16 protein-coding genes, 1 pseudogene and 1 other annotated feature are annotated in these 23,675 nt (G+C 34.3%); of the genes and pseudogenes, 14 read left to right on the top strand and 3 right to left on the bottom strand.

Features of this window, described 5'->3' with window-relative positions; translation table 11 throughout:
* Nucleotides 1-63: 63 nt before the first annotated feature.
* The 3 genes from CKV65_RS05160 (at nt 64) to CKV65_RS05150 (ending at nt 8,461) form a co-directional block, all read left to right on the top strand.
* Complete coding sequence (locus CKV65_RS05160) at nt 64-7,461, top strand: ESPR-type extended signal peptide-containing protein (protein ID WP_095197692.1); 7,398 nt, start codon at nt 64-66, stop codon at nt 7,459-7,461.
* A gap of 89 nt (nt 7,462-7,550) precedes the next feature.
* Complete coding sequence (locus CKV65_RS05155; protein ID WP_027890680.1) at nt 7,551-7,973, top strand: DUF3887 domain-containing protein; 423 nt, start codon at nt 7,551-7,553, stop codon at nt 7,971-7,973.
* 8 nt (nt 7,974-7,981) lie between these two features.
* Complete coding sequence (locus CKV65_RS05150; RefSeq protein ID WP_231922725.1) at nt 7,982-8,461, top strand: hypothetical protein; 480 nt, start codon at nt 7,982-7,984, stop codon at nt 8,459-8,461.
* 628 nt (nt 8,462-9,089) lie between these two features.
* Here CKV65_RS05150 and ilvN read toward each other — a convergent pair.
* The 3 genes from ilvN to ilvC all read right to left on the bottom strand — a co-directional run bounded on the left by ilvN (nt 9,090) and on the right by ilvC (nt 12,405).
* Nucleotides 9,090-9,587 carry an acetolactate synthase small subunit gene (gene ilvN / locus CKV65_RS05140; protein WP_027890665.1) on the bottom strand — a complete coding sequence of 166 codons (498 nt, stop codon included), beginning with the start codon at nt 9,585-9,587 and terminating at the stop codon, nt 9,090-9,092.
* A complete protein-coding gene (ilvB, locus tag CKV65_RS05135; RefSeq protein ID WP_027890664.1) occupies nt 9,584-11,278 on the bottom strand; it encodes a biosynthetic-type acetolactate synthase large subunit in 1,695 nt (564 codons plus the stop codon). Before ilvB ends, ilvN begins: the two co-directional genes overlap by 4 nt.
* Before the next feature lie 116 nt (nt 11,279-11,394).
* Nucleotides 11,395-12,405, bottom strand: coding sequence for a ketol-acid reductoisomerase (gene ilvC / locus CKV65_RS05130; RefSeq protein WP_027890663.1), 1,011 nt, complete (start codon nt 12,403-12,405; stop codon nt 11,395-11,397).
* A 94-nt stretch (nt 12,406-12,499) separates the two neighbouring features.
* Nucleotides 12,500-12,754, bottom strand: a binding site (T-box leader).
* A gap of 251 nt (nt 12,755-13,005) precedes the next feature.
* Here ilvC and aroA point away from each other — a divergent pair.
* The 11 genes and pseudogenes from aroA to CKV65_RS05075 all read left to right on the top strand — a co-directional run bounded on the left by aroA (nt 13,006) and on the right by CKV65_RS05075 (nt 23,672).
* A complete protein-coding gene (gene aroA, locus CKV65_RS05125; protein WP_027890662.1) occupies nt 13,006-14,307 on the top strand; it encodes a 3-phosphoshikimate 1-carboxyvinyltransferase in 1,302 nt (433 codons plus the stop codon).
* 17 nt (nt 14,308-14,324) lie between these two features.
* The gene (gene cmk, locus CKV65_RS05120; protein ID WP_081654874.1) at nt 14,325-14,897 is read left to right on the top strand and encodes a (d)CMP kinase; all 573 of its coding nucleotides are present in this window, start codon (nt 14,325-14,327) and stop codon (nt 14,895-14,897) included.
* A gap of 555 nt (nt 14,898-15,452) precedes the next feature.
* Entirely contained in the window at nt 15,453-16,562 is a 1,110-nt protein-coding gene (gene tnpB / locus CKV65_RS05115; RefSeq protein WP_095197719.1) for an IS200/IS605 family element RNA-guided endonuclease TnpB, read from the top strand.
* A gap of 114 nt (nt 16,563-16,676) precedes the next feature.
* Nucleotides 16,677-16,832: pseudogene (locus CKV65_RS05110) on the top strand ((d)CMP kinase); the annotation flags it as partial.
* Between the two features lie 18 nt (nt 16,833-16,850).
* Complete coding sequence (locus CKV65_RS05105) at nt 16,851-17,432, top strand: lysophospholipid acyltransferase family protein (protein ID WP_027890613.1); 582 nt, start codon at nt 16,851-16,853, stop codon at nt 17,430-17,432.
* 208 nt (nt 17,433-17,640) lie between these two features.
* A complete protein-coding gene (gene ispH / locus CKV65_RS05100) occupies nt 17,641-18,477 on the top strand; it encodes a 4-hydroxy-3-methylbut-2-enyl diphosphate reductase (protein WP_027890614.1) in 837 nt (278 codons plus the stop codon).
* Nucleotides 18,462-19,592 (top strand): 30S ribosomal protein S1, encoded by a 1,131-nt coding sequence (gene rpsA, locus CKV65_RS05095; protein WP_027890615.1) that lies wholly within the window; start codon nt 18,462-18,464, stop codon nt 19,590-19,592. The genes ispH and rpsA overlap by 16 nt, the downstream gene beginning before the upstream one ends.
* Nucleotides 19,593-19,704: 112 nt before the next feature.
* A complete protein-coding gene (locus tag CKV65_RS05090; protein WP_027890616.1) occupies nt 19,705-21,084 on the top strand; it encodes a DUF512 domain-containing protein in 1,380 nt (459 codons plus the stop codon).
* Between the two features lie 107 nt (nt 21,085-21,191).
* Nucleotides 21,192-22,523: a ribosome biogenesis GTPase Der gene (der, locus tag CKV65_RS05085; protein WP_027890617.1), complete on the top strand. Its 1,332-nt coding sequence runs from the start codon at nt 21,192-21,194 to the stop codon at nt 22,521-22,523.
* Complete coding sequence (plsY, locus tag CKV65_RS05080; protein ID WP_027890618.1) at nt 22,523-23,119, top strand: glycerol-3-phosphate 1-O-acyltransferase PlsY; 597 nt, start codon at nt 22,523-22,525, stop codon at nt 23,117-23,119. The genes der and plsY overlap by 1 nt, the downstream gene beginning before the upstream one ends.
* 106 nt (nt 23,120-23,225) lie before the next feature.
* The gene (locus CKV65_RS05075) at nt 23,226-23,672 is read left to right on the top strand and encodes an ACT domain-containing protein (RefSeq protein ID WP_027890619.1); all 447 of its coding nucleotides are present in this window, start codon (nt 23,226-23,228) and stop codon (nt 23,670-23,672) included.
* Nucleotides 23,673-23,675: the final 3 nt, after the last annotated feature.

The raw sequence follows: 23,675 nt of genomic DNA, 5'->3' as shown, positions 1-23,675 counted from the left end.
TTTTATTAGAAATTTTTTTATATTTTTATTATTTAATAAATTTATCTATAGGAGGGATTTTGTATGAATAAGATCTATAAAGTCATATGGAGTAAGGTAAAACATCAATACGTTGTTGTTTCAGAACTTGCCCATAGTAGCGGCAAACAAAGCAGAACGGCAAGAAAAAGTTTGCGCAGCCGTATTGCGGCGCTCGTAGTATGCGGGGCGATTGCGGCATTCGGAGTGTATGGAGCACTGCCTACGCAACAGGCATTTGCGGCAGAAGGAGATGAAACAGTTTCTACTGCTCCTTTACCTGGAGCTCTTGCTAATATTGAGGATTATGTTGCTTATAAAGCAGAGTCTAATGCTGATCCAAATAATCCGCCGGATGGTTATTATTTATATACTGATCCTGATAATGCAAGTATAAAATACTGGGTTCGTGATGGTTTTACCATTGATCTTGGTCAAATAAAAACTCAAGACGGAACGGGTACTTCATATGGTATTACGAATGTTTATGCACCGGGAGATAAAGGTGTTTTTAATGAGGTATTGACAAATTCAACCGTAGTTGAAGAAGGAATGCAGGCGCATAGAAATGATGGTACCGAAATAGAAGGACAGAAGGTACAGACAAATATTGGTCAAGCATTAAATCAGGTTAATTTAGGAAATCTAGTAGGTTCAACGAATGCGGTGGGTCCAAATGCAGCAAAAGTTCCAATGGATTACAGCTATTATATACAAAATAGTAGAGGCCAATGGGTAAATGTAGGATTAAAACACAATCCAACTGATTTTTACAATAATTTTAAGACGGTAGATAATGGGTTAGATTATGACGAACATACCGGTAAATATTATTATACAAATCCAAATGGCGAAAAAAAGGTTGTAGATTTTGATAATATTTATTATATTGATGTCGGTGAAGAAAAACCAGTTGCGGGTGTATTCGTTAATGATCAAGGATATTTATATGAAGGAACAGTATGGGGTGCAACAGGTGAAATACTTACTACTGCTCAAGATGGCGACGGTTTAAAAACATATTGGTCTGCAGTTGCAAACGCGGATGATATTTATTTAAAAGACAGTAATTTAACCGTTGGTGAACTTAATAAAGCTTTTGATACACTTGAAACAAACGATGAACGACTGTATAACAACGATATTAAGGAAATTACCGTAAAACCTGGTCAAAACGGCGGCGGAACATTAGGTCTGCTCAGAAACGGTACCGATGAAAATGATGAGCCTGTTGAAGGTGCTATAACTGTAGAAGGTGTAGGCGGAACCGGTGGCGATGATACAGGTATTAAATTCTCTCAAAAAGATGAAACAGGTGAAGATATTCCAAATTCTGTATTTACAATAAATACCGGTTCTCGTGTAGAAGGAATAGGTTCTGCTCCGTCAGAAACATCAGTTAATCAGGGTTCGCTTACCGGTTTGACTATTAATGGTCAGTACTATACTGTACCAGAAGTTACTGTTTCAGAAGATGGCGATACGGTTAATATTACAGAAGGCGATACTACCGATATTGATTTAATAACGACTAGTGGTGAAAAACATATAGCTACAAGCGGAGATACAGATCCAGATAATGAAAACAAGCCATATACAGGAGTATATACTGCAGATGCTGATGGAACTGTAGAATTGACTGAAGTAGACGGAACAGGAAAAGCTACAGAAAATACTCTTCAAATTAAAGATGTAGCCAGCAAAACAGCATTAGATAAATTAGATGATTTAGCTGTTAAATATGATGATAAAAACAAAGATGAAATTACACTTGGTGGGCTTGGAGAAGATGGAGAACCTTCAAAAGATCCTGTAGCAATTCATAATGTAGCTAATGGTGTAGGCCTTAATGATGCGGTAAATGTTTCTCAGTTAAAAAAAGTGGAAACATTAGCTGGAAAACACACTACTATGACTGTTAATGGTGGTACACCTGCTCCAGCTGTTCCAGAAGGTGAAACAGAAAGTGATTATACTGACGGTAATTTACAATTAAAACAGACAAATAATGATGGTAAAATTCAATATGATGTAAAACTGAATGACAGAATTGAATTAGGAACGGCACCGGCTGAAGGAACGGCAGATAAACGTGTTGTTGTAGATGGAAATACGGCTACAGTAAGTATCGGTGGCATTGATATAACAAATGAAAATGGACCATATTTAGCTGTAGGTAATGGCAAATTAAAATTTTATGAAGATGGTGGACTTGCAACTGGTAATGAAACAGGTACATTCAGCGTTAGACCAGATGGCGATTTAGAAATAAGTGGAAAAAATAGTTCATTTAATGTAGATGCTGAAACTGGTAATGTAAATGCTATAAATAGTAGTGGTTCTGCTATTATGATGAATGATGATAGTGTAGCTTTGAATGCTAGTGGAAATGGTGTAGCAATATCTGACGAAGGAATTACATTAAATACTAATGGAAGTGCAGTAACTGTAGATAGATTTAATGGAGCAACATTTACTAATACTAATACAACAGAATCTACAAATATTAATGGAGCTACCATTACAACAGGTACAGTTAAAGGACTTAAAAATACCACAACAAATTATGAAGGTTTTGCTACAGAAGGAAAAGCTGCAACAGAAGAACAATTACAACAAGCAGCAGCAGCTTCTAAGACAACATTATCTAATGGTATAAATACTAATGTAACATCTAAGACAGATCCAATTGATGGACATGTTGATTATCAAGTAAATCTTAATGATAACATTAATCTAAATAATAGAGTTTATATCAATGGAAAACCAGCAGAAGGAAATAACACAATTGTTGATATAAAATCTGGCGATACATCTAAAGAAGAATCTATATTTGCTGTAGAAGACAAAGGAAATGGTTCTATAAGTATTGGTGGTATTGATGTAACAAATGTTGATGGACCATATTTAGCTGTAGGCGATGGCAAATTAAAATTCTATAAAGATGGTGGACTTGCAACTGGTAATGAAACAGGTACATTCAGCGTTAGACCAGATGGCGATTTAGAAATAAGTGGAAAAAATAGTTCATTTAATGTAGATGCTGAAACTGGTAATGTAAATGCTGTAAATAGTAGTGGTTCTGCTATTATGATGAATGACGATAGTGTGGCTTTAAATGCTAGTGGAAATGGTGTAGTAGTATCTGATGAAGGAATTACATTAAACACTAATGGAAGTGCAGTAACTGTAGATAGATTTAATGGAGCAACATTTACTAATACTAATACAACAGAATCTACAAATATTAACGGAGCTACCATTACAACAGGTACAGTTAAAGGACTTAAAAATACAACAATAAAATATGAAGGCTTTGCTACAGAAGGAAGAGCTGCAACAGAAGAACAATTACAACAAGCAACAGCAGCTTCTAAGACAACATTATCTAATGGTATAAATACTAATGTAACATCTAAGACAGATCCAATTGATGGACATGTTGATTATCAAGTAAATCTTAATGATAACATTAATCTAAATAATAGAGTTTATATCAATGGAAAACCAGCAGAAGGAAATAACACAATTATTGATATAAAATCTGGCGATACATCTAAAGAAGAATCTATATTTGCTGTAGAAGACAAAGGAAATGGTTCTATAAGTATTGGTGGTATTGATGTAACAAATGTTGATGGACCATATTTAGCTGTAGGCGATGGCAAATTAAAATTCTATAAAGATGGTGGACTTGCAACTGGTAATGAAACAGGTACATTCAGCGTTAGACCAGATGGCGATTTAGAAATAAGTGGAAAAAATAGTTCATTTAATGTAGATGCTGAAACTGGTAATGTAAATGCTGTAAATAGTAGTGGTTCTGCTATTATGATGAATGACGATAGTGTGGCTTTAAATGCTAGTGGAAATGGTGTAGCAATATCTGATGAAGGAATTACATTAAACACTAATGGAAGTGCAGTAACTGTAGATAGATTTAATGGAGCAACATTTACTAATACTAATACAACAGAATCTACAAATATTAACGGAGCTACCATTACAACAGGTACAGTTAAAGGACTTAAAAATACAACAATAAAATATGAAGGCTTTGCTACAGAAGGAAGAGCTGCAACAGAAGAACAATTACAACAAGCAACAGCAGCTTCTAAGACAACATTATCTAATGGTATAAATACTAATGTAACATCTAAGACAGATCCAATTGATGGACATGTTGATTATCAAGTAAATCTTAATGATAACATTAATCTAAATAATAGAGTTTATATCAATGGAAAACCAGCAGAAGGAAATAACACAATTATTGATATAAAATCTGGCGATACATCTAAAGAAGAATCTATATTTGCTGTAGAAGACAAAGGAAATGGTTCTATAAGTATTGGTGGTATTGATGTAACAAATGTTGATGGACCATATTTAGCTGTAGGCGATGGCAAATTAAAATTCTATAAAGATGGTGGACTTGCAACTGGTAATGAAACAGGTACATTCAGCGTTAGACCAGATGGCGATTTAGAAATAAGTGGAAAAAATAGTTCATTTAATGTAGATGCTGAAACTGGTAATGTAAATGCTGTAAATAGTAGTGGTTCTGCTATTATGATGAATGACGATAGTGTGGCTTTAAATGCTAGTGGAAATGGTGTAGTAGTATCTGATGAAGGAATTACATTAAATACTAATGGAAGTGCAGTAACTGTAGATAGATTTAATGGAGCAACATTTACTAATACTAATACAACAGAGTCTACAAATATAAATGGTGCTAATATCACGGCAGGTGAAGGAGAAAACCAAATTAAGATCAATGGTGCTCCAAAAGCTGATGATCCAGCATTGAGTGTAGGTACTGATAAATTTGTAGTAGGACAAGATGGTAGCTTATCAGTAAGTGATAAATTTAATGTAGACGCTGAAACTGGTAATATAAATGCTGTGAATAGTAATGGTTCAGCTATTATGATGAATGATGATAGTGTAGCTTTAAATGCTAGTGGAAATGGTGTAGCAATATCTAATGAAGGAATTACATTAAATGCTAATGGAAGTGCAGTAACTGTAGATAGATTTAATGGAACAACATTTACTAATACAAATACTGGTGAAACTACAAATATTAATGGTGATATTATTACAACAGATACAGTTAAAGGTCTTTCTAATACTACTTGGGATGATGAACTTGCAACACAAGTAGCAAATAGTGAAGAGCTTCAAGGTACAGCTGCAACTCAAGGTCAGTTGCAACAAGCTGTTAGTGCGGTAGCAACTGAAGCTGCCAAACAACATACTACAGTATCTGGCGATGATAACTTAACAGTAAAATCATCAGTAAATGAAAATGGTGGAACAAATTATCAAGTAACATTAAATGATAATATTACTTTGGGTAATCCAAAAGCAGATGTTAAAAATGGTGAAAGTGCTACAAGTATTACACTTAATACAACTGAAAAAGGATATGTTCCTGATATATATAATGAAGATACTGAAGGAGCAAAAGACTTCATTGATGAACACGGTGGATTTATGTTCTATGCAACTAATAGTGCAGGAACTGGATTATTTGGTGTAACAACAGATGGTATGGCACATGCAAAAGACTTTGTATCTTATACAGCAAGTCCAGACCCAACTGTTAAGGATGAAGTAAGATATAGCTTAAATGAAATTGGTGATACTGTATCACAAATGGCAACTTATTATAAAAAAGACAAAGAAGGAAATCTTGAACATAGTTATACTGTATTCTCTCATTATCTTAATGAAGCAGAGAAGGATAATCCATTTGCAACTGTAGATGAAAATGCAACTCGTGATATCCCATTAGCTCTTCGTGATGACGGTGCAGTGCTTATTGGTGCTACTATTAAAGGTGATGACTTCACTGATAATGGTATTAGAATTAATGCTGAAATTGATGATGATGGTAATAATGTTGCTACAATTACAGGTTTAGAAAATACAACATGGACTCCACCAGCACCAGTAGCTACTTTCGCAAATGAAGGAACTGAAACAAGTAGAGCAGCAACAGAAGCACAATTAAATGACTTATATGGCACAGTTGTTGGTTATAATGTTGATACAAATGGTGTTAATTATGGTACTGTTACTTTAGGTGGTGGCAGAACAAGTTATGACCAAGATACACATGAAGGTGGTACAGTACTCAATAATGTAGCATATGCTTCTGGTACTGATGGTAGTGAAGCTGTAAACGTTGATTACCTCAAAGATACTATTAATAAAGCTGTTGAAGCTGGTGGCTCTATTTCTAATAGTGATAAACATCTTGTTGCTAATACAGCAGAAGGTTCTAACGGTGTATATAAACCAAATGCTGAAGGTAATGTAAACTTAATTGTTTCTGATGAAAAAGGTAATAGTAGTACTGTAACTATTGGCGACGTTGCAAGTAAAACTGAACTTGATAGTTTGAAAACTAATGTTGGTGATCTTAACTATGACAAAGTAACTGGCGATAAACTTATAAATGGCGATAGCGTAACTACTGCTATTGGTAAACTTGATAACAAGATTGAAAATATCAGTGGTACAGCAACAGATGCAGCTAATAACACTGTAACTGGTGGTACTATTAAAGATGACGGTACAATTTCCTTAACGCAAAAAGACGGCGGTACAGTAGCTTTAGATGGCAAACTTACAGATAGTGGCGTTGTTCAGGATGGTACTAAATTTGATGGAGAAACTGGTACTTTAACAATTACAAGTCAAGACAAATATAACAAAGGAACAAGCTCTGTAACTGTAAGTGGCATTGCAAGTAAAAATGATATCGGAACTGTTAAAGATACTATCGGTGCTACAAGCAAAGAAGATCTTAAAGATGCTTATAAAGATGCTGATAAAGATGGCAATGCAACTACTGAATATATCACTGATTCTGAAACTATGGTTGATGCAGACGTTGCTCTTGACCATGCAGTTCAAGATGTTGCAAATACTAGCTATGCTAATGATATGATTTTAAGCAATCGTATTGATAACGTTGAAAGTCGTTTAGGCGATGTTGAAGAACGTATTGATAAAGTAGGTGCTATGGCTGCAGCTATCGCAAACCTCAGAACTATGGGATATGACCCAGAAGCTCCAACTGAAGTTGCTGTTGGCGTTGGTCAGTATAAGAGCGAAACAGGTATTGCTCTTGGTATCTTCCATTATCCAAACCAAGACTTCATGCTCAGTGCAAGTATCTCTACTTCCGGCGATGAAGTAATGGGCGGTATCGGTGCTACTTGGAGAATTGGTCGTAAAACTGCTGAAGAAAAAGCTAAAGACGAAGAAGAACGTATTCTCGCTAAAGCTGAAGAAATTAAACAGGCAGCAAAACGCGCTGAAGTAAAAGAACAAGCAGAAAGACATGCTAAACTCTTAGCTGAAAGAGAAGCAAAAGGCGAACCAATTGTACCGGTTGAAGAAAGCGCAGAACAAGCACAAGCTTGATTAAAAATTTAATCTAATAAGTAATAGGCGGCAAATTAATATTTGCCGCTTATGCTTTAATATTTAAAAATAGAGTAAAGGTGATTAAAATGAAAAAGATTATATGTATATTGGTAGCAACTATGATGATGGCTTTTGGAAGCATTTGTAATGCATCAGATAGTAGTGACTTAAGTAGTGAACAAAAAACGGCACAGCTCTTTATAGACGCGTTTAAAGGGGAAAAAGTACCAGCATATGATGTTTTAAGTCGTAATTTTTCTGATGGATTGAAAAATCAGTTTAAAGAAGCTAATTACAGTGGCTTACAGAGAAATATAAAAAATACATTTGGTACATTAACAGAAGATAAATTTTATATTTATCAGCGTCAAGAACAAAATGATATAGTTGCATATAATGTTACTTTTGACAGCAATAAACAAGCTCAATTAATTTTTGTATTTGATAAAGACCAAAAACTCGTTAATGTTGCTGTACAACCTATAAATACACAACAACAGAGTGAATAAGATAAATTATGAAAAAATATATTCTTATAGTAATGGGTTTATTGATGGGAGTCTGTGGTATGACATATGGAGTTGGTTCAAATAATGTAGCAGAGGCAGCTACAGAGCAAAGAATTGGAAATAGTGATTATGGCATTATGTATATATATCCAGATACAGTAGAAGCTGTTAAAAAGGATGGGAGATATTATGTCGTTGTTTCGGCAGAAGACCGTTATACTGATAAACAGTTTTTAGCAGAACTTCGCCAGGGTGAAAATATGCAAAATGTTGTAAGTACTCTTTGTCTATATATGTTTACTAATGATGGTAGATTTTACTGTATGCCACAGAGATATCTTATTGATAATGAAGGCAAAGTATGTGTTGATTTAGGTAGCGATATGCAATTTAGAGGCATTGATGAAAAAATCTTGACACAGGTATATACAGCATCTCTGAAAGTATTAGAATCAAAACAGCGTTTTCAAAAGATGATGAAAAGATGATAGAAATGAATAGAGAATGTCCTGTTTGTCATCATTTTTTTACGGCCAAAAGAAGAAATCAAGTGTATTGCAGTTGCTATTGTCGAAAAAAACATCATAAACAAACATATTATAGTAAAAATAGAATTGTAGAAAATCTAAGTGAACATTTAAATGATGATAATGAAGCACATATAATAAGGCAGTTTAAATGTAAAAAATGTCAGAAGTTAGTAACAATCGTAAATAAAGAGGATAGAAGGACAGTGTTTTGTTCACCTCGTTGTGAAAAACTATATTGGAAGCATTCCAAGAAAGTGATAAAAGCAGTAGTTTAATAAATGAATGATTAATTAATATAAATAGGTAGGAATATATATTTTCTACCTATTTTTTTATTGTTAAAATGGCATGATAAAGCGTATAGTGCGTTAAATAAATTGGATGTATAAAATAACCTGCAATAATATAAAAACGCATATAAGCGATGAGAGGGGCAAATAAGGTAAAAAAATAAAGCCCCAAATTGGGACTTTACCAGTAAAAAAATATGATTATAAATTATTCGAGCATCTATTAGATGCAAGCACAAGAGAAAAGTTTTTATAAAGTTTAACATCTATTAACTTGATTAGTATTAATAGATGAATTACATATCTTTTAAAGGAACGGGGCCACGAGACATGGATAATGTACCAGTACGAGCAACTTCGATAATGCCATAGTCTTTGAGCATTTCGCAAATTGCATCTATTTTTGTATGGCTACCTGTAGATTCAATAACGAGTGTTTCGCGATTTACATCAACGATTTTTGCACGGAAAATATTTACGATATTAACGATATCATTGCGGTTTACTGGATTAGCTTTTACTTTTATCATTACAAGTTCACGATTAATAGAATCAACATGAGTTAAATTTTCAATTTTAATTACGTTGATTAATTTATTAATCTGTTTCATAACTTGTTCTACTTCATTTTCACTATCAGCAGTTACAACAAAACTCATGCGAGTGACATTTTTTTCTTCTGTGTAACCTACAGATAATGTGTTGATATTAAATGAGCGACGGCTGATTAAAGAAACGATATGGCTTAATACGCCAGGAGTATCTTCAGCTAATAAAGTTAATTGATAGTTCATTGTTCTGCCTCCAATACCATTTGGTCAAGTCGTCCGCCGGCCGGAACCATTGGAAATACATTTTCTTCATCAGGAATTAATACATCGATTAAAGCGGCACCTTCAGATTTTAATATTTCAGCAAAATGTTCATTAAATGCAGCTTTGTTATCTAAACGATAACCTTTAACTCCCATAGCTTCAGCTAATTTTACTAAGTCGGTTTTACCACGTAAAACTGAATGTGCATAATGACGGTTATAGAACATACGTTGCCACTGTGCAACCATGCCGAGCATATGATTATTTAAAACGACAACTTTTATATCTAAATCATTATCAGCGAGGGTAGCAAATTCTTGACAATTCATCATGATACTACCATCACCGGTGAATAATACAACTTTTTTATCTGGATTAGCGAGTTTTGCACCAATAGCAGCAGGAAGACCAAAGCCCATAGTGCCAAGACCACCTGATGTGATGAGTGTACGCGCTTTTTGGAAGTTATAATACTGTGCTGCCCACATTTGATGTTGTCCAACGTCAGTAACGATGATTGTATTTTCATCAGATACATCACTTACAGCAGTGATAACTTCTTCTGGCATGATATATTCACTATTTTTGCGGAAGAGTAATGGATTGTTTTTCTTAACATCAAAAATATAGTCACGCCATGGCTGATAGAGTTTTTTGAGTTTATTGCCGATTACAGAGAGTTTAGCAGCAAAAAGTGGTAAAGACCAACGAAGGTCACCGACAACAGGATAGTCAACCATAACATTTTTATTGATTTCTGCACTATCAATATCAAAATGAGCTATTTTAGCATTTGGTGCAAAATCAGAAGTTTTGCTTGTAACACGGTCATCAAAGCGGGCACCAATACCGATTAATAAATCAGATTCCATTACAGCAGTATTGGCAAAATATGTACCGTGCATACCAACCATGCCGAGAGATTCAGGCATATCGCAAGGGAGAGAACCTCTGCCCATTAAGCTTTCAACAACAGGGATACCAGTTGCTTCCGCAATTTGGCGTATATATGGTGCTGTATCAGAAAGAATAACACCACCACCGACGAAGATGACAGGTTTTTCTGCTTCTTGCATTGCTATGATTAAATCATCAATGTCATGAGTATTGCCTTCTTTTTTAGGATGATAGCCTGGAAGATTAACTTCAGTTGGATAGGAAAAGTCAATTTCAGCTTCAAATACATTTTTAGCAATATCAATTACGACAGGGCCTGGTCTGCCACTAGATGCTATATAAAAAGCTTCTTTAAATACTCTAGGTAAATCTTCAACTTTTTTTATTAAATAATTGTGTTTAGTAACCGGAGCAGTGATACCACAAACATCAGCTTCTTGGAAAGCGTCGCGTCCGATAAGGTGTGTTGCTACCTGTCCTGTGATGCAGACAAGTGGTATAGAGTCAATATTTGCTGTAGCAATACCTGTAACTAAGTTTGCAGCACCAGGGCCAGAAGTTGCAAAACATACGCCTACTTTGCCCGTAGAACGAGCATAACCATCGGCTGCATGAACTGCACCCTGTTCGTGTTTTGTCAGGATATGGCGTAAACTGCTTTGATATAAAGCATCATATAATGTTAATACAGCTCCGCCCGGATAACCAAAAACAAGGTCAACATTTTCTTTTTTCAGACATTCAATAACTGCCTGAGCACCGTTCATTCTCATATTTCCTCCTTCATATATATATAAATATTTTTATAAATTATTAGAATTTTTTATAGTGAAAAAAAGAGACGCTAAGCAGCATCTCTCTTTTTCAGCTTTAAAAATCGCCGCATATATTAGTTGTTGATGAGTTTGTCGGAATCATTCCAGCTGTAAAGTTTACGAAGTTCAGCACCGACTTTTTCACATTCATGTTCAGCAGCTTTTTTGCGCATAGCAAGGAAGTGTGCATTGCCAGTAAGATTTTCTGTAAGCCAGTTTTTAGCAAATGTACCGTCCTGAATATCACTGAGAACTTTTTTCATAGCTTTTTTAGTTTCTTCAGTAACAATTTTTGGACCAGTAATATAGTCACCATATTCAGCAGTATTGGAAATGGAATAACGCATTCCAGCAAAACCGCTTTCATAGATAAGGTCAACGATAAGTTTCATTTCATGGATGCATTCGAAATAAGCATTACGTGGGTCATAACCTGCTTCAACAAGAGTTTCAAAGCCAGCTTGCATTAAAGCGCAAACACCACCGCAGAGAACGGCTTGTTCACCGAAGAGGTCAGTTTCAGTTTCAGTTTTGAATGTAGTTTCAAGTACACCAGCTCTGGAGCAGCCAAGACCGCTAGCATAAGCAAGTGCAAGGTCTAAAGCATTGCCTGTAGCATCTTGATATACGGCAACAAGACAAGGAGTTCCGCGACCTATTAAGTATTCGCTTCTTACTGTATGACCAGGGGCTTTAGGAGCAATCATAGTTACGTCAACATCTTTTGGTGGAACGATTTGATTGAAATGAATTGCAAAGCCATGAGCAAACATGAGCATTTTGCCTGGTTTTAAGTTTGGTTCGATAGATTCTTTATACATTTTAGCTTGTTTTTCATCATTAATTAAGATCATGATGATATCTGCTTGAGCAGCAGCTTCAGCAGCTGTATAAACTTTAAGTCCTTGAGCTTCAGCTTTTGCCCAGGATTTACTGCCGTGATAAAGACCTACGATAACATCGCAACCGGATTCTTTTAAGTTTAATGCATGTGCATGACCTTGGCTACCATAGCCGATGACAGCAATTTTTTTACCTTTCAATAAATTGAGGTTACAATCTTCTTGATAATAAATTTTTGCCATAATAAAAAACTCTCCTTTGTGTATACTTTAGTATACGTATTATTAATGCAAACATGCATTTAATAAATATAATAAAAAATCCGTCCCTTAATAATTAAGGGACGGACTATTATAAGCCGTGGTACCACCCAAATTTTGTCAATTGATGACAACACTCAGACTACACTCATATTTTATATACAAATGTATTTTCCGATAACGAGGAAAAATCGTTTTAATCTACTAAGTAAATACTTTTCAACTAAAATCCTCCCAGATGATGTTCATTATAGTATCACACTGATTCGCACCAACCATCAGCTCTCTGCAGCTTTTTACTATGAATTACTTGTCTGTTCATAGGATTTATTATATCTAATTTCATGTTTACAACTTTACGTTATGTATACCTTAAACTATTCAGTATAATTTGTCAAGTGTTTTTTTAGAAAACGAGATTTTATGAGAGTGTTTTAATATAGTATTTTTAAGTATTGTAATGGATTAGAAATTTTATTTAAAAGTTTAGTTAGAGCAAAATTGTAAGATGATTTTCAATTTAAGTAGATAGTGTTATAATTATTCCAAAAATAAAATATTAATTAAGAAAGGTTTGAAGTAATGGATAAATTAAAAGCAATTCAACCTATAAAAAAAGGTTTGTCTGGTGAAATTTTAATTCCAGGCGATAAATCTGTTTCACATCGCAGTGTAATGTTTTCAGGTTTATGCGATAGAGAAGTAAAAATTACTAATTTTTTGCACGCCGCTGATTGTATGTCAACTGTAAATTGCATGCGAGCATTGGGCGTAAGTGTAAAAGAATTAGATGAAAATACTTTAATTGTAAAAGGCAATGGTTTAGATGGTCTTAAAGAACCAGCAGGCATTATCGATGCAGGTAACTCTGGTACAACACTTCGCTTAATGATGGGCATTTTATCTGGTCAGAAATTTTTGACGACATTTACAGGTGATGCTTCACTTAGTCGTCGCCCTATGGGCAGAGTAATAAATCCATTATCTCAAATGGGAGCTAATATTGTAGGTCGTCAAAATAATAAATATTTGCCAATCACAGTAATTCCAACAAAAGAAAATTTACATGGTATATCCTATAAAATGCCAATGGCAAGTGCACAGGTAAAATCTGCAATATTACTCGCTGGTATGAATGCTGATGATGAAACTACCGTAACTGAACCATATACATCACGCGACCATACAGAACGTATGTTGACTGGTTTTGGCGTTAAATTGAAAAAATCTGGTACTAGCATAACTATTTCTAGAGTAAATAAAATGACTCCACCAGCAGAAATTCATGTACCAGGTGATATTTCTTCTGCTGCTTTCTGGCTTGTAGCCGCTTCTATTATTGAAGGCAGTGATGTGATTTTAAAAGATGTTGGCATTAATGAAACACGTACAGGTATTATTGATGTCTTAAAAGACATGGGTGCAGATATACAGCTTTTAAATGTTCGTGATGAAGTAGAACCATTAGCTGACATTCGTGTGCGTTATGCAAAATTGCACGGTACAACTTTTGGCGCAGATATTATGCCACGTTTGATTGATGAAATTCCAATTATTGCAGTTGCCGCTATGTTTGCAGAAGGAACGACAAAAATTACAGGTGCAGGCGAATTACGTGTAAAAGAAACAGACCGTTTGCAGGTTATAACTGATGAATTCAATAAAGTATGTCCGTGCATTGAGGGCTTAGAAGATGGCATGGTTATTACAGGTGGTCAGAAAGATAATTTGAAATTTGCAAGATGTAATTCCCATGATGACCATAGAATTGCCATGGCACTTGCTATTTTAGGTGCAGCAGGAGTAGGGGTAGAAATAGAAAATAGTGAATGTGTAAATATTTCTTATCCTACATTTTATGAAATTCTAACTCATTTTGAATAATGGTATAGGTGATTATTATGACAAAATCTGTAATTGCTATTGATGGGCCAGCTGGTGCAGGAAAATCTACAATTTCCAAGATGGTGGCTAAACAGTTGAAATATATTTATATAGATACGGGGGCTATGTATCGCGCTGTAGCTTGGCGCGTTTTACAGGAATATAAACCGCCGATTTCAACTGAGCAGATAATAGCTTCTGTACAGGATATTGATATAAAATTATCGTATGATGATAAGCAAAATTTACAGGTTGAAACAAATGGTACAAATGTTACTACAGAAATTAGAACTCCGCAGGTAACAGCACTCGTTTCACAAGTAGCCGCTGTCGGACAAGTTCGTGAAAAAATGGTAGAACTGCAAAGAAATATGGCAAAGCAAGGTAAAATATTGATGGATGGTAGAGATATTGGTACTTGCGTATTGCCAAATGCCGATTTAAAAATATATTTGACAGCATCAGCTGATGAAAGAGCAAATCGCCGTGCAAAACAGATGGCACAAAAAGGTTATAATATTGATTATTGTGAGCCGCACACTTGTGATTTTAATCATGAGTTAGGTGAACAAAATAGTCAGCGTATATAGAAATATGTACGTAGAGATAGAATAAGATCTATCCAATACTGTTTGAATTGCTGGAAAGCCCTAAAGATATCTGAACTACAACGTAAACATGAAATAAAGTTAAACGTGAATGTGGCGAAAGCAGAAAAAATCAGATATATAGCATAAGGTTAAATCCTAAGTGTTGAAAAATGGACAATCAGCAGCGAAGCTCCGAATAGGAGAACGTTCAACGACTATTCCTCTTGAGGGAAGTACTCAGTAAGCTATTGACTGAGGAAGTGGACAGACTCTAACAGGTAAAGCTGAGGGATAAGATATAGTCTGTGCCGTTACGAAAGTAACGGAAGTTCATAAGAGAACTGTATAGAAAGTAGCGTTTCTATATGAACGAGACCTCATAATACGATTAAAGAAGAACCTACAGTTCTTGTATATGTTATTTAAAATAGGCAGTTAATATATAAACACTTGCTATATTGCTATACATATGTCATGATTATATTAGATGATAGTATGGAAGTAATACGTGGGATATATTTATTCATTAATTAGAAGAAAGCGTAAGTGTTTATTATGGAAAAAGCTTATAAATTTAGGATATACCCCAATAAAACACAAGAAAGTTTACTTCAAAAAACTTTTGGCTGTGTACGTTTTATATATAATCACTTTTTAGATAGAAGAATTAAAGCATATGAACAAAATAAGAAAAATATAGGTTATAATGAATGCTCAAAAGAGCTTACTCAATTAAAAAAAGAAAAAAAGTGGCTTAAAGAACCAGATAAATCCTCTTTACAAAATGCTTTAAAGAATTTAGATACAGCTTATAAAAACTTTTTTAATAAACAAAAAGCAGGCTTTCCCAAATTCAAATCTAAAAAGAATCGGTATAAATCGTACAAAACAAATATGACAAATAACAACATTGTATTTTTAGGAAATAAAATAAAATTACCTAAAATAGGTAAGATAAAAATAAGAGATAAATATTGCCAAATAGAAGGTAGGATTTTAAGTGCGACAGTATCACAGACTCCTAGTGGAAAATATTACGTTGCACTATGTTGTACAGACTTGCCTCAACCTGAATTCATCAAAACGAATAAATATGTCGGTTTGGATTTAGGAATAAAGGATTTTGTCATAACCTCAGATGCAGTAAAATATAGCAATCCTAAATACTTGCAGAAATCATTGACTAGATTAGCTAAACTCCAAAGAGAGCTTTCTCGAAAAACAAAAGGAAGTTCAAATAGGGAAAAGGCTAGAGTAAAAGTAGCTAAATTGCATGATAGAATTGCCAATCAAAGACGCAATTTACTACATCAAGTAACATGTCAACTTATTAGGAATTACGATATAATCTGCCTTGAAGATTTGCAGATTAAAAACATGATGAAAAATCATAAATTAGCAAGAAATATAGCTGATGTCAGTTGGTCAGAGTTTATGAGACAACTAAAATATAAAGCCAAATGGTTTGGCAGGGTTATTGTCAAAATAGATAAATTTTATCCTTCAAGCCAATTATGTCATATTTGTGGGTATAAAAATATTGAAGTAAAAGATTTAAATGTTAGAGAGTGGAACTGTCCTGAATGTAAAACACATCACGATAGAGATGTAAATGCAGCTATAAATATTAGAAATGAAGGATTAAGAATATTAAACATAGCTTAATCTTGAATAACATATACAAGAACCGTAGGAACTATGGGGATAGCTCGGAGATACTGTATTCGTTAGAATACTTGACCGAGAACCCCGCGACTTTAGTCGTGGGAGGTTCAGGTAGAAAAAATAAAAGCAGATATTATAGCGCGCGATGAAGCTGATATGAATAGAGAAATTTCTCCATTAAAAAAAGCTGATGATGCTGTACTTTTAGATACGACAGACATGACTATTGATGAAGTTTTGAAAACCATAATTAAAATGGTACAAGATTAATTATAGGAATGGTAAATTATGCTGTATAAAATATTAAAATTAATGTTTATGTTTATTTATTCGGTTATTTTTCCGACAAAGGTTGTGGGGGCAGAAAATGTACCGAAAGAAGGTGCTGTAATTTTAGCATCTAATCATTTAAGTAATTGGGACCCACCACTTGTAGGGACTTTTATTCCACGCCATTTGGCTTATATGGCGAAAGAAGAATTATTCCATGTGCCAATTCTTAAAAATATATTATGTAATGTGCATACTTTTCCAGTACGCCGTGGCGCTTCTGATAGAGCAGCGATAAAAACAGCATTAACTATGCTTAAAGCAAAAGAATGTATCTGTATGTTTCCTGAAGGAACGAGAAGTCGTGATGGAAAATTGCATAAGGGGGCACCGGGTGTTGCATTGATTGCAGCTAAATCAAAAGCTGTTGTGGTGCCAGTTGCTATTGAAGGGACTTTTAAATTAAGACCGTTTCGTCGATTGAAAGTATCTTATGGAAAACCAATGTATTTTGAAGCTGAAAAGGCTGATAAAGAAAATTTACAAGAATTTACCGAAAAAATAATGCAAGAAATTTCCTCTATGTTAAAAATACAGTAGAATATAGATAGTAATATATGGTATACTAATTGGTAAGTAGAAGTACACTTTTATGGTTTTTGTCATAATTTGTGTAATAAAAAAACCGTAGGAGCTGCGGGGTTTGCCTAGCAATATATTTTTAATTAAATATTTTAGCTAGGAAATTTGCGATTTTATCGTAAAAAGTTCAAAGGCTTAGTAATATAATTTTTGATGGTGATTGATTTTGGAAGTAATTTTAGCTGACGATTATGGATTTTGTTATGGCGTAAAGCGAGCTATTAAAATAGCAAAAGATAGTGCTGATTTATCAAAAAAAGTTTGTTCTTTAGGCCCAATAATTCATAATCCCCAAATGGTCAAATCTTTGGCTGATAAAGGAATCGGTGTGGTAGAAGAAGTCGAAGATATGAATTGTGGAAAAATAATTATACGTTCTCACGGTGTTGGCCCAAGTGTGTATGAAAAAATACAGGCAAGAGGGCTGGAGCTTGCAGATGCTACTTGTCCACATGTGAAAAAAGCCCAGATGTCGGCTAAAAAGTTGGCAGATGAAGGCTACAAAGTTATTATTATAGGCGAAAAAGAACATCCAGAAGTCATAAGTATTAAAAAATGGGCAGGAGAAAATGCGCTAGTGCTCTGTACAGAAGAAGAAGCTAGCAATATTAGCTTTGTGCCACGATTGGGTATTGTAGCACAAACAACCTTTTCTGCAGATAAATTCAATAAAATTGTCAGTATTTTATTGAATAAATCTTATGATATTAGGATATTAAGAACGATTTGTACGGCTACAAACAAACGACAGTCTGCTGCTATTAAATTAGCTAAAGAAGTAGATATGGTAATCGTTATTGGTGGACGTAATAGTGCTAACACAACTAGATTAGCGCAAATTTGTGCCGAACATTGCGTTGTGCATCATATTGAAACAGTTGATGAACTACAAGATGATTGGTTCAATAATATTAAAAAAATTGGTATTACAGCCGGAGCCTCAACGCCTGACTGGATTATCAAGGAGGTATATGAAAAGTGCAAGACATGGCAAGCTTATTAAAAGAAGAATCTATGAAGGAATTTAATCCACATGAAGTTATAAAGGGTACTGTGGTTTTGGTTAACCGTGATGAAGCGTATGTAGATATCGGTTATAAAACAGAAATTCCTATTCCTAAAAAAGAATTAGCATATCCAGAACCGGATAATGCTACAGATGTTGTAAAAGTCGGCGATGAAATCGACGTTTATGTAGTAGCTCTTGGCGGTGAAAATGGTGTTATCTTATCTAAAACACGCGCTGACCGTTTAGTAGCTTGGAAACAAGTTGAAGAAATCAAAGAAAACGAACAAGTTATTGAAGTTGAAATTCAGCAAGTTGTAAAAGGTGGTCTTTTGACTTCTGCTTGTGGTTTACGTGGTTTCATTCCAGCTTCTCAAGTTGCACTTCACTTTGTAAAAGACTTAAATGAATTTGTAGGTCAAAAAGTAAGTGTAAAAGTTATTGAAGTAGATGCTAAAAAACAGCGTTTAGTACTTTCTCGTCGTGTTGTTTTAGAACAAGAACGTGCTGAAAAACGTAAAGAAGTACTTGCTAATATCGTTGAAGGTGAAAAACGTAAAGGTATTGTTAAACGTTTAGTTGATTACGGTGCATTTATTGATATTGGCGGTGTTGATGGACTTGTTCATATTTCCGACCTTTCTTGGGAACATGTAAAAAATCCATCCGATGTACTTTCTGTAGGACAAGAAGTAGAAGTACTTGTTAAAGCTTTTGATGCTGAAACAGGTCGTATTTCTTTAAGCATTAAAGATACAGTTCGTGACCCTTGGTTCGATAAAGCTGAAAAATATCCTGTAGGTTCTTATGTAAAAGGCAAAATCGTTAAATTAACTGATTTTGGTGCTTTCATGGAAATTGAACCAGGTTTTGATGGCCTTATCCGTATGCGTGAACTTTCTCCAAAACATATCACTAAAGCTTCCGAAGCTGTAAATGTAGGCGATGAAGTTACTGTAAAAGTTATTCATGTAGATATGGATAACAAAAAAATTGCACTTAGCATCACTAGAGTACAACAAGATGCTGAAAAGAAAGAATATCAGGATTTCTTAGCTAAACAAGCAGAAGAAGAAAAAGCTACAACTATCAGTGATGAAGTTAACGAATAATATTTTTTGAATTTAGTTTTTAGTTTAATAAAAAACGATAAAAGAGTGGTGAAATTCATCACTCTTTTTTTCTGATTATCCAACAAAATTTTATTGAAGAGGTGAATTAATTTTGACAAAGGGTGGAATAATTTCCGTAGTACATGAAAATTCTTTAGCACAGGAAATAGAACTTGTACCGGGTGATAAAATTATATCTGTTAATGGGCAAGAATTAATGGATATCATTGATTTGAGTTTTGCATTAGCTGATGAAGAAATAGAGATGTTAGTAGAACACGCTGACGGTGAGCAAGAAGTAATCGGTTTTGAAAAGGATATCGATGAAGAATTAGGGGCAGAATTTGAGTCTGCTGTATTCAATAAAATTCGCCAATGCGCTAATAATTGTTATTTTTGTTTTGTAGACCAAGTTGCACCAGATATGCGCTCTTCACTTTATATTAAAGATGATGATTATAGATTATCATTTTTATATGGCAATTTTATAACCATGACAAATTTAGTTAAACAGGATTTAGAGCGTATAAAGAGATTGCATTTATCGCCTTTATACGTTTCAGTGCATACGACAAATCCAGAGCTTAGAGCAAAAATGCTTCGACAAAAAAGAGCTGCATTGATAATGGAACAGCTTAAAGCTTTAAATGAAGCGCAGGTAGAATATCATACACAGATTGTACTTTGCCCAGGACATAATGACGGTGAAGAATTAGATAGGACGATATCAGATATAATAAATATGCGACCATATGCTTTAAGTATAGGGGTTGTGCCTGTTGGTCTTACAAAATTTAGAGAAAATTGTTATCCACTGGAAACATTTGACAGTGAAGGTGCTAAAAAAGTTATCGCACAGGTTCGTAAATGGCAACAAAAAATGCGCGAAGAAACAGGCAGTGCTTTTGTTTATTTAAGTGATGAATTTTATTTATTAGCAAATGAAGAACTTCCTAGTGCTAGTGAATATGATGGTTTTCCTCAATTAGATAATGGTATTGGATTAGTGCGCAATTTTGTTGAGCAATGGAAAAATACAGAGATTGATACAAAGGACTATGAAAAGCCGCTTGCTTTAGATATTGTCTGTGGTAAATCAGTTGGGAAAATAATTAAAGATTTAGTAGCGAAAATGCCTATTAAAAATTTAGATGTGCAGGTACTTGCTTTAGAAAATGATTTCTTTGGTCATGAAGTAACTGTAACGGGGCTTCTCACAGGACAAGATATCATAAAAAATCTTCAAAAATCAAAGCAAAATCGTCCGCGCCGTGGTATAATAATTCCTTCTAGTGCACTTAGAGAAGGCGAGGATATTTTCTTAGATGATTATTCTTTAGATGATATAAAGAAAGCTTTCAGCGATGAAGAAGTTAAAGTTGCAGATGATGGTACTGATTTGAAAAAACTTTTGACTGATTGGTATAATATAGAATGTAGTCGCAGTAAAGCTATTTATACATGGCAATCTAATGCAGCATATACAAAATAATATTGATGAATATTGTCTTTGTATTTGACGAATATGAAGAATTGATATTATCATGGGTTTTAATTTTAAGTGTAAAAAATTATTAAATAAATTACGAGGTGAATAAATTGGCTAAACCTATAGTTGCTATTGTTGGACGACCAAATGTTGGTAAATCCACTTTTTTTAATCAGATTGGTAAAAAACGTGTATCTATTGTAGAAGATTTTCCAGGTGTTACACGCGACCGCATTTATATGGATGCGGAATGGCTTAATCATCAATTTACAATGATTGATACAGGTGGTATCGAATTGGAAAATGATGGTGAAGGAAAAATATTAGCTTCAATGCGTCAGCAAGCTCGTCTGGCTATTGAAGAAGCTGATGTAATTGTATTTATGGTAGATGGTCGTACAGGTCTTACGCATGATGATGAAGAAATCGCTCATATTTTGCGCAATACACGAAAACCTGTTATTGTGGCGGTAAATAAAATCGATAGTCCTAAACAACATATGGATGTATTCGAATTTTATAATTTAGGATTAGGGGACCCTATTGGTATTTCTGCGGCAAATGCACTTAACGTAGGGGATTTATTAGATGAAATCGTTAAAAACTTCCCGAAAGATTTAGATGATGATATAGAACATGATGAAATTCGCATTGCTGTAATCGGTCGACCAAATGTAGGTAAATCTTCACTTGTAAATGCGCTTTTAGGTCAAGAACGTGTAATCGTAAGTGATGTAGCTGGTACAACACGTGATGCTATTGATACGCAATTTGAAGACGGTGATACGCATTTTACTTTAATCGATACTGCTGGTATGCGTCGTAAAGCTAAAATAGATATGCCAGTAGAACGCTATAGTGTTATGCGTTCTTTGCGTGCAGTAGATAGAGCCGATGTTGTTTTAATGGTTCTTTCAGCTCCAGAAGGCGTAACTGAACAGGATAAAAAGATTGCAGGTTATGCACATGAGTCTGGTAAAGGTTGCATTATCGTTGTAAATAAATGGGATTTAATAAAAAAAGATGATAAAACCTCTTTGCGTTATACAGAAGATATCCGTGATGAATTAGGATTTTTGCAATATGCACCAGTGCTTTATGCTTCAGCACTCACAAAACAGCGTGTACATCGCGTAGTTGATTTGGTTAAATACGTAGCAGAACAACAAGCTATGCGTGTTCAGACAAGTGTATTAAACCAGCTTGTATTGGATGCTGTTTCTATAAATCCACCACCATCTCATAAAGGTAAACAGCTTAAGATTTACTTTATGACTCAAGCAGATATTAAACCACCAAAATTCTTGATATTTGTTAATGACCCAGAATTGATGCATTTTTCCTATTTGCGTTTCTTAGAAAATAGATTGCGCGAATCATTTGGTTTTGAAGGTACACCACTTAAATTAATCGTGCGTGGACGAAAAGAGGAAGATGAATAATGCTATCGTATATTATAGTAATTCTTTGTAGTTATATAATAGGCTCTATTCCAAGTGGATTGATTTTGGGAAAAACTTTTTGGAATGTTGATTTGCGTGAATACGGCAGTAAAAATATTGGTGCAACAAATGCTTGGCGTACTTTAGGCAAATTGCCTGGTTTTATTGTTTTTGTAGCGGATTTACTGAAAGGCATGATAGGTGTATATCTTGGAATGCTTTTAGTAGGGACTTCTACTGCCATGATAATTGGCGGTATTGTGGCAATCATTGGACATTCGCTATCTTTATTTTTAAAATTTAAAGGTGGTAAAGGAGTAGCGACAGGTCTTGGTGTCATAATCATGCTCATGCCAACTGTATCGGCTATTGTCTTTATCATTTGGCTTGTAATTGTAATGATTAGTAAATATGTATCACTTGCTTCGATTATAGCGGCAATATGTGTACCTATTTTTGCCTTTATATTAGGAATGCCATTTGAATTTGTAGCTTTTGGTGTAGTAGCAGCTTTATTTGTCATTTATCGCCATAAGTCCAATATCGGACGTTTAATGAATGGTACAGAAAATAAAATAAAAGCTGGTAAACGATAAATTTTGCAAAATTGTAAAATTCCCTTTGCTATTCTAATTGTAAGATGATATAATGTCTACTATATAAAGAAAATTATCCATTACACAAGTACGGAGGATTTTGATAATGACAAAAAAAGATTCAGGATATTATTTAGTAAAGGAAGATATATTGCCGTCTGCAATTAAAAAAACAATAAAAGTAAAAGAAATGTTGCGTCGTCACGATAATATGACTATAAATGAAGCTGTTTCTAAGATGGGATTAAGCCGTAGTGCTTATTATAAATATAAAGATTTTGTACTTCCTTTCTATGAAGCGAGCATTAATAAAATTGTTTCAGTGTCTTTTGTATTGGACAATAAACAGGGTGTATTGTCCAATGTATTGAATATGATTTCCGCAGATAAAGGAAATGTGTTAACTATTAATCAGGGTATTCCTTTACAAGGAGTAGCAGTGGCTACCGTTTCAATTGAAACTAAAAATATGGATATTGACCTTGAAGCTCTTTTGGATAAATTGCGCATGATAAGTGGCGTAAGACGTTTAGAGGTAATTGGTCAAGTTTAATTT

This window comes from Megamonas hypermegale (assembly GCF_900187035.1).
Classification (GTDB): domain Bacteria; phylum Bacillota; class Negativicutes; order Selenomonadales; family Selenomonadaceae; genus Megamonas; species Megamonas hypermegale.
This window is presented reverse-complemented; position numbering and strand designations above follow the sequence as displayed.